This window comes from Edaphobacter sp., from assembly GCF_035763405.1.
Lineage (GTDB): Bacteria > Acidobacteriota > Terriglobia > Terriglobales > Acidobacteriaceae > Edaphobacter.
In genome coordinates, this window is the sequence record NZ_DASUBE010000010.1 from 1 (window position 1) to 8762 (window position 8762).

Consider the following 8762-nt stretch of genomic DNA (forward strand, 5'->3'; position numbering starts at 1 on the left):
TTTCTCGCCTGCATGATCCCCGGAACCGAGCATTCCGATTCGTCAGCCGCTATCCAATCCACCCGTGTCCGATTCGGCACCCGCAGTCAAAATCCACAGCCCGCTCACAGCCTTCCGCTTTACCTTCATTAATAAATGTCGAAATCGCTCAATAACCTCCAGCCTTGGGGAGCATTCCTTCTCCGCCTCGTTCTCGGCGCAGCCATGGTCGCCCACGGCTACGGCAAAGTCGTCCCGGCCATCCTCTTCCACGGCAACCTGCTCGCGCCGCTCCAGCACTCCGGCCACTTCGTTACAGCATTTGGCCTTCCCGCCTGGCTGGGCTATGTCTCGGCCCTGACTGAATTTGTCGGCGGCATCCTTCTGCTTGTCGGCCTGCTCACCCGCTTCGCGGCCTTCATGGTTGCAGTCAACATGGCCTTCGCCATCGTCCTGGTCACGCGCCACCACGGCTACGGTGGGTCGGAGTACCCCCTGGCCCTGCTCGCCATTGCCCTGATGCTCCTCTTTTACGGAGCCGGAACCTTTGCACTCGACCGCCGATTCGGGCTCTCCTAAAGCAACACCCCAAAAGGCGTGAAGGCCTCCGATACACTGGAGGCCTTACTTGTTGGCGGGGAAAGCGTTGTTGCGGATGATTGATACCGGACCTGTGGGAACTGCCAGCCCGGCACTTGCTGACTACACTCGATAAGACGCCAACCCCGGGGAAAAGTTGTCCACACTTTTCCACTATCTTGTAACCTTTCCGTCACCGCCTTCCATAAATAGAAAGACCGCAGAATCCTTCAGATTCAGCGGCCTGTCCGTAACTCTGCAATCGTTAGATGAAGTTCAGAAAGTCCCCGGGGTCCACTTCGTAGCCCGGAAATACCAGCGCAAGGTTCTTCGATCCGAGCGTTTTGTAGGCGGCCTCGCCCAGTACTCGCCGAAAGTCCGTCGTCACCTTCAGGTCGCGGCCTTCGTTCAACTGATCGTTCTCCAGCCCGGGCCACTTCCCGTAGACCTTGCCGCCCTTCACCGGCCCGCCCAGCACGAGCATCGCGTTTGCATGACCATGATCGGTGCCACCGGTGCCGTTCTGCCGTGCCGTCCGGCCAAACTCGGACATCGTCACCAGCGTCACGTTCTCGGCATCCGTCCCCATGTCCTGCCAGAAGGCAGCAATCGAGTCGGAGAAGTCCTTGAGCCGGTTGGCCAACTGGCCGTTCGAGTTGCCCTGGTTCTGGTGCGTGTCCCACCCGCCAATGTCGGAGAAAGCCGCCTCGACACCCAGGTTCGCCTTCATCAACTGAGCCACCTGCTTCAGGCTGTTGCCGAACGGCGTATTGGGATAAACCACACCTGCCGCAGGCTGATACTGCGCCGGGTCAGCCGCCTTCAACATCTTGATCGCCTCGAACGTCTCCTCGCCTGTACCGTGGAGCAGCGAATCCGTGCTGTCGTCATACATCGACTGAAACGCATTGCTGATCGGCGCAGCCTTCGGTCCACGACCGCCCACCGAAAAGTCCGCCAGATTATTCAGCGCAATCGCCGGGACCTTCCCCTCCAGCGTGCGCGGAATCTGAGCCCCCAGCGCCACAGCGCGGAAGGCCGACGGCTTCCCGCGGAGCAACTCCGCCTGCAACGCGCGGTTCAGCCAGCCGTCCGTAGTCGATTTCACACCCGGAGTACCGCTCTCCATATAATCCTGCGCGTCAAAGTGCGAGCGCGTCGTATCCGGCGAGCCGGCCGCGTGAACAATGGCCAGATGTCCCTGGTCATACAGCGGCTTCAGTGCAGCCATCGCGGGATGCAATCCGAAGAAGCCGTCCAGATCCAGCACCTCCTGCTGCTTGATCGCAATCGTCGGCCGCATCGCGTAGTAGTTCGATTCCTTATACGGAACCACCATGTTCAGCCCATCCACCGCGCCGCGCTGAAAGAGCACCACCAACTTCTTTTTATTGGCGGCAGCCGTCGTCATCTCGGCCATCACGCTGCGTGTCAAAAAGCTGGGAATCGTAGACGTACCCACCAGCGCCAGCGCGCCGCCCTTCATAAATCCACGACGAGTAATCCCGCAACTGCTGCATCCCATGAGCGTTCTCCTTGCACGTCAGAACCGAGGCAAAGTCAAAAACAGATCAGTCACTCTAACTAACTCCCGCCACAATCGGAAGTTGCGGTCGGGACTCATTTATCGCCGCTGAAAATCCGGCGAACCAATCAGAAGTCCCGCCATTCCAGCGGCCTGCCTGTCCAGCGGAGGTCGCGCCTGTGCCCTGGGAGCACCCGCATTTAACACACCAGCCATCGCATCCGGTGCACCGGGACGAATGCTGAAGCTCTTAAGCGCCTGCTGCTGATTCTCCTGATTCTCAAACTGCGCCAGCACGGTCGTGCGCGTCTTGTCCGTGGCCTGCTGGCCCAGCAGCAACGTCTCCAGCTTCTTCTCTTTCGCCGCAATCGCCTGATCCACGCTGTCAGCCCTCAACATCGCGGGTTGCACTCCGGCGACGTTATCGCCCAGCAGCCGCGTCCAATCCGTTGTAACTCCGGGCACGCGGTCGCTAGCCAGCACCAGCGCAAAGTTCATCCGGTTGACCAGGTCGCCCGTATTCACCCACGGTTCGGCCTTCCAGTCATAGCCGTTCGGCGTCTGCATTCCATAAAGCGGCATCCCCAGCTTGTTCAGCGTCTGTGCCAGCGGGACTGCATTGGTCACATCCGCCCCGCTCGCCCGCACCGCCGAAACGACAAACTCAATCGGCGTCTTCACCTTCGCGCGATATACCTCCGGCGACCAGAACTCTGGCGAGTCGAACATCGCCGTCAGCACCGCCTTGATGTCGCCGCCGCTCTTCATATAGGCATCCGCCATGCGCGTCACCAGCGCAGGCGGGGGCGTATCACTGACAAACCGCACAGCCAGTTTCGTCGAGATAAACTTCGCCGTCGCAGGACTGGTGGCCAGCATGTGTAGCACCTCCAACCCTTCGTTCTGGCCGTCCTCCTTAATCTTCACGCCCATCACAGTCTTGGTCCCTGGCTCGTGGCGACGGTCTTCATAGCGAAAATCCGCGCCCATATATGGCCGGTCGATCGTCCAGCCGGTCAACACCTTCGCCACTTCAATCACGTCCTGCTGGGTGTAGCCCTTGCCGCACGCCTTGTCGAGGTCCTTCACCGGGCGATCTTTGCTCACCTCACACTGCACGCCAACCGTATGCAGCTCCATCAGCTCGCGTCCATAGTTCTCGTTCAGGCCGTGGTCCTTCAGCGCCTGTTTCACCTGTGGATTCTTCGCGCGGGCCGCAGCCTTCCGGGCGTTATGCGCAGCCACGGAGTCAGGCCCGATGCTCTCCCAGTTATCCAGATACATCATCATCGCCGGGCTCTCGGCCACTGCCACCAGCAGATCCTCAAACTTCCCCAGCGCGTGCGGACGAATCACATCGCGCTCGTAGGCAGGCAGCAGATAAGGCTCATTCTGGTTCTTGCGGATATACACGTTGAAGTGATTCAGCCAGAAGTCCGTCATCACGGCCTGCAACTGGCGTTCGCTATAAATGTCGCGCATCATCCGCGAAGCCAGCAACTCCTCGCCAATCATCCGCTCCGAGCCCTGTAACGAAACCAGAATCTCTTTCTGTTGCGGCGAAAGCCCCTCCGCTGCCGCTGCCAGTTCGTTGCGGTTCAGACTCTTGCGAAACGCAATCAGCTCATCCGGAGACATGGCCAGAATCCGCTGCATCCTCTGGTCCGGCGGCAGGTTCACAATCCGCACCGCATCGAGGTTCGAATACAACTCGTCCTCATGCTCCTTCATCGAGGGCGTCGCGGGGTTCACCCCATCGCCAGGCAGCGAAGCATTCGACTTCGCCTCCATCATGTTCTCGCCGGAGCCGGCCGCGGCTCCCTGTTGCATCGCAGCATTCGAGGCCGCGTTCGCCGCAACGGTCTTCTCTTCGCGCTTCTCTTTTCTAAGCTGCATAAACGCGATCTGGTCCGCGTAAATCGCATGTTCCACAGGATTGGCAGGCAGAGGCAGGTCTCTGTTCACCATCTGCCGCAGCATCTGCGGACTTGGATAGCGTTGCATCAGTTCCAACTGCGGCATGTTCATCGCGGGAAACATCGCCAGCCGCGCATCGAGCGCCGAGTCGTTAATGCTGTCAGGGTTCAACTGCTGTTCAAACCACTGCCGCACCCCCATCGCCTCCACCGCAGCCACGTCTCCCGGCCTCGGCCCGAAGGTGAAGCGGTTCAGCACATGCAGCACACGCTCCTGGCCTTGAATCTCTCCCTTGGTGCGTGTGCGCGACCGCTTCATCGCGGGCGGCGCCGCCAGCAACGGCTGCCCCACCATCAGAACGCAGAGCGCGCCCACAACCGCTGCCCGCACGGGGCCAGCAACTTCAGCAGAAATTCGAGCAAGTTTCATATCCACTCCGCGCCCAAACAGCTATCCAGACGAGTTCCGGACAAATACGACTACAAGGGCAGACCCCGAACCTCTGCCTCAGTTGCGCGGCTCTCGAAAAAATCAGGCTGCCAGAGGAACCCGCCTCAGTACGCAGCCATGTCCGCCATCGCCCTGTACAGATCCTCCGCCTGAGGCAGAATCGCATCTTCGAGCAGCGGTTGGTATGCCACGAAAGTGTCCATCGCCGCCACCCTGCGCACAGGAGCGTCCAGATCATGAAACAGTTCTTCGCCAATCCGCGCGGCAATCTCCGCGCCATAGCCCCAGCTCAGCATGTCCTCATGGGCCACAATCACGCGGTTCGTCTTCTTCACGCTCTCGGCAATCGTCTCCCAGTCGTACGGCGAAAGGCTGCGCAGATCAATCAACTCCACCTCGATCCCCGCCTCACGGTAGAGCTTCTGCGCTGCCTGCAATGCGCGCGGCACCATGGCTCCATAGGTCACGACGGTCAGGTCTTTTCCGCGCTGTACAATCTTCGCCTTGCCAAACGGAATCGTATAGTCCGGCCCCGGATACGCCGCACGCCCAAACGTCTCCCTGTAAAGCCGCTTGTGTTCCAGAAACAGCACCGGATCGTCGCAGCGGATCGCCGTCCGCAGCAGTCCAAGCGCGTCGAGCCCATTCGACGGCATCACCACACGCACGCCCGGCGTATGCGTAAAGATGCTCTCGCCCGACTGCGAGTGATAGATTGAACCGCCCGTCAGGTAGCCGCCAATCGGCACCCGCACCACCATCGGGCAGCTATAGGTGCCGTTCGAGCGCCACCGCATCAGCGCCATCTCGTTGCGCATCTGGTGCATCGCCGGCCAGATGTAGTCGAAGAACTGGATCTCGACCACCGGCTTCAGCCCGCGCACAGCCATGCCAATCGCGCGTCCCACAATGTTCGCCTCTGCCAGCGGCGAGTTGAAGCAGCGGTCGTTGCCAAACTCCGTCTGCAAACCCGAGGTCAGCTTGAAGACGCCGCCCTTGCCTTTCAGCTTGCCCGCACGCAGCGCCTCGTCGCGCGTCGCGTCGGCCACATCTTCGCCAAAGACGACGATCCGCTCATCGCGCCGCATCTCATCCTTCAGGCAGCAGTTGATCAGGTCGGCCATCGTGCGCTCAGATGCGTCAGCCGTCGCAACCGGCTCCGAGTTGAAGCGCGCGTCCATCGGTGTCAGGTCCTCCGAATACACGTGCTTCGGAATCGACTCCACCGTCGGCAGCGCCGCATGAATCGCACGGTCGGCAGCGCGCTGCACCTCATCGTCCACCTGCCGCTCCAGCCGATTGATCGCGTCCGCATCCAGAATCCCTTCCCGCAGCAGCCACATCTGCATCCGCGAGATGGGGTCGCGCAGCGAGTCCGCCTCCAGCTCCGCCGCCGAGCGATAGTTCCGCTCGTCGTCACTCAGCGAGTGCGAGTAAGGACGAATCACATGCCCATGCACCAGCGCAGGCCCATGCCCGGCGCGGCAGTAAGCCACTGCCTCGACCATCGCCTCGTAGCTCGCAATCGGGTCCGTGCCATCCACTTCAGCAAAGTGGAAGTTCGGAAAGTTCCGCACCAGCCGCGAGATGTTCCCTCCCGGAGTATTCGCCTCCACCGGCGTCGAGATCGCGTAGCCGTTGTCCTCGACCACATACACCACCGGCAACCTGCCGTTCGACGCCGTATTCAGCGACTCCCAGAACTCTCCCTGGCTCGTCGAGCCTTCGCCAATCGAGACGTACACCACCTCGTCGCCATGAAACTTCACGTCCTTAAACTGGCGATAGTCGCCCTCATGCTTCGCCGCGGCCTCGGGATGGCGCGAGAAATAGCGCCCAGCCTCCGCGCAGCCAATCGCATGTAGGCACTGCGTCGCCGTCGAAGACGATGTCGAAACGATATTCAGCTTCGTGCTCGACCAGTGCGAAGGCATCTGACGCCCGCCGCTGGCAATGTCCTCCACCGCGCCCACTGCCTGTAGCAACTGCTCCTCGACCGTATTGCCCAACGCCAGGCAGATCGCCCGGTCCCGATAGTACGGAAAGAACCAGTCGTACCCCGGACGCATCGCCATGCCCGCCGCCACCAGCAGCGCCTCGTGGCCCGCGCAGGAGACCTGGAAAAAAATCTTCTGCTGCCGCTTCAGCACAATCTCGCGGTCGTCCGTCCGGCGCGACAGATACATCAGCCGGTAGAACTCCACCAACTGCTCGTGGCTCAGTGAAGCCGTCGTCTTTTTCTTCTCCGCCAACCCGGTCCCAGACTGTCTTGCCATGCCCCTACCCTCAACAGGTCAAACCAAAACTCCCGAACAAGATTGTACCGGGAATGGAGCAGAAATGACTCCTGTCCTGCCGCCTCCTGAACCAATCAGTAGAACCTTCAATATCCCGCTTCCCGCCCATGACGAATAGCGAGGAGTACTACCTCTTTTTGTTTTTGGTCATAGTGATACAGCACCACATGCGCGCCCTGCCCAAACTCGATAATCCATTCTCGAAACTCAGGCAGCATCTCCTCAACAGGACGTCCAATCTCCGGATGTCTTCCAAGAGCTTTCACGCCTTGTCGAATTGCACGAACGGCGCGCTGCGAGGCCTCCGCACTCTTAGGAACCAGAAACCCATGAAGGCGGCTTACGTCAAGGAGAGCAGCTTCGGACCACTTCAGACGTGACATTTAGGCTTGGCAGCCTTTCTCCCTGCTTCCAGTTTTGCAAGCCATGCGTCTGCATCCTCTGCCGTCACATGCAGCCCGGTCTCCTGAAAGTGGGTCCAGACCGCAACCGCATCCTCGCGTAGCTGCTCGCGCTTTTCTTCTCGCTCCACATACTGCTCGATCGCTTCGCGCATCATCCAGTGGGGCGAGCGCCGGCGAGCAGCAGCCAGGCGCTGCACGCGGGCCTTCGTCCCCGAGTCAAGCTTCAGGCTAGTTGTGGAAGGTGTTGGCATAACGGGTGCTCCTTGGTGTTACCTGGTAATACTACACCTCTCGCGTGGCTCTCTGTCTCGAATACATACGAGACAGAGAGCTGGCGACTACACAAACAGCGGAGCCAGCACCAGCGTGATCGTCGCCAGCAGCTTAATCAGCACATGCAAACTCGGCCCGGCAGTGTCCTTGAACGGATCACCCACCGTATCGCCCACCACCGAAGCCTTGTGCGCCTCCGACTTCTTGCCGCCAAGCTGTCCGGTCTCGATGTACTTCTTTGCGTTGTCCCACGCGCCGCCGCCATTATTCATCAGCATCGCCATCAGCACACCGGCAATGGTGCCGACCATCAGCAACCCGGCCACGGCCTCGGCCCCTGCCAGATTCACCGGGACACCGGCAATCGCCGGCACCGGCAGAATCGTTCCCGGAGCATAGATCGCCGTGTTCGCCTGGTAGCTCGACGAGAAGTGCCGGAACAGCAGCCCCACAATCACCGGCAGCGCCACCACCAGAGCCCCGGGCAGCACCATCTCCTTCAGAGCCGCGCCCGTCACAATGTGGACGCACCGCCCATAGTCCGGCTTCGACGTCCCGGCCATAATGCCCGGGTTCTCGCGGAACTGGTCGCGCACATCCTCGACCACCTTCTGCGCCGTGCGCCCCACGGCCTTAATCGCCATCGAGCTGAACAGAAACACCAGCATCGCACCCAGCATCGCCCCAACAAACACCGGCACCTGCGCCAGATTCACCGTCGTGAAGTTCCACCCGGCAGGCATGTAGCCGCCAGCGTTCGCAACCTTGTCGCCCACAATCGCCTTGATCTCCTCAAGGTACGCGGAGAACAGCAGAAACGCCGCCAGCGAAGCCGACCCGACCGCGTAGCCCTTCGTCAGCGCCTTCGTCGTGTTGCCAGCCGAGTCCAGCTTGTCCGTCCGCTCGCGAATCGCATCCGGCTGGTTCGACATCTCGATAATCCCGCCCGCATTATCCGTAATCGGCCCAAACGTATCCATCGCCAGAATGTAAGCCGCGCAGCTCAGCATCCCCATCGTAGCGATCGCCGTCCCGTAGATACCCTTGGCATAGTCGGAGATTCCCGCCACGCCAGCCAGTCCCTGCACGCCGAAGTAGTAACTCAGCAGCAGCGCCGCGGAGATCGCAATCACCGGCATCGCCGGTGTCTCCATCCCTACCGCCAGCCCGCTGATAATGTTGGTCGCCGGTCCCGTCAAAGAAGCTCTCGCAATCGACTGCACCGGCCGGTAGCGATACTCCGTGTAGTACTCCGTAATCCACACAAACAGGAACGAAGTCACCAGCCCGACCACGCCGCAACCCAGCAGCCACAGCGGCTTCACCAGCGGCCCATCC

At 60.7% G+C, this 8762-nt stretch carries 7 protein-coding genes; 1 reads left to right on the plus strand and 6 read right to left on the minus strand.

What is annotated here, in order from left to right; genetic code table 11:
* The first annotated feature begins 135 nt into the window (after positions 1–135).
* Positions 136–558 (plus strand): DoxX family protein, encoded by a 423-nt coding sequence (locus VFU66_RS00855; RefSeq protein WP_326444334.1) that lies wholly within the window; start codon positions 136–138, stop codon positions 556–558.
* 265 nt (positions 559–823) lie between these two features.
* Here the strand turns inward: VFU66_RS00855 and VFU66_RS00860 are convergent, their stop codons facing one another.
* The 6 genes from VFU66_RS00860 to VFU66_RS00885 all read right to left on the minus strand — a co-directional run.
* Positions 824–2083, minus strand: coding sequence for a DUF1501 domain-containing protein (locus tag VFU66_RS00860; RefSeq protein ID WP_326444335.1), 1260 nt, complete (start codon positions 2081–2083; stop codon positions 824–826).
* 99 nt (positions 2084–2182) lie between these two features.
* A complete protein-coding gene (locus VFU66_RS00865) occupies positions 2183–4429 on the minus strand; it encodes a DUF1800 domain-containing protein (protein ID WP_326444336.1) in 2247 nt (748 codons plus the stop codon).
* Positions 4430–4554: 125 nt separating this feature from the next.
* On the minus strand, positions 4555–6726 hold the full coding sequence (locus VFU66_RS00870) for an alpha-ketoacid dehydrogenase subunit alpha/beta (RefSeq protein ID WP_326444337.1): 2172 nt from the start codon (positions 6724–6726) through the stop codon (positions 4555–4557).
* A 107-nt stretch (positions 6727–6833) separates the two neighbouring features.
* Entirely contained in the window at positions 6834–7130 is a 297-nt protein-coding gene (locus VFU66_RS00875) for a type II toxin-antitoxin system RelE/ParE family toxin (protein WP_326444338.1), read from the minus strand.
* Positions 7118–7402, minus strand: coding sequence for a CopG family ribbon-helix-helix protein (locus VFU66_RS00880; protein ID WP_326444339.1), 285 nt, complete (start codon positions 7400–7402; stop codon positions 7118–7120). The genes VFU66_RS00875 and VFU66_RS00880 overlap by 13 nt, the downstream gene beginning before the upstream one ends.
* An 87-nt stretch (positions 7403–7489) precedes the next feature.
* A partial coding sequence (locus VFU66_RS00885) for a proton/sodium-translocating pyrophosphatase (RefSeq protein ID WP_326444340.1) occupies positions 7490–8762 on the minus strand: 1273 nt, incomplete at its 5' end.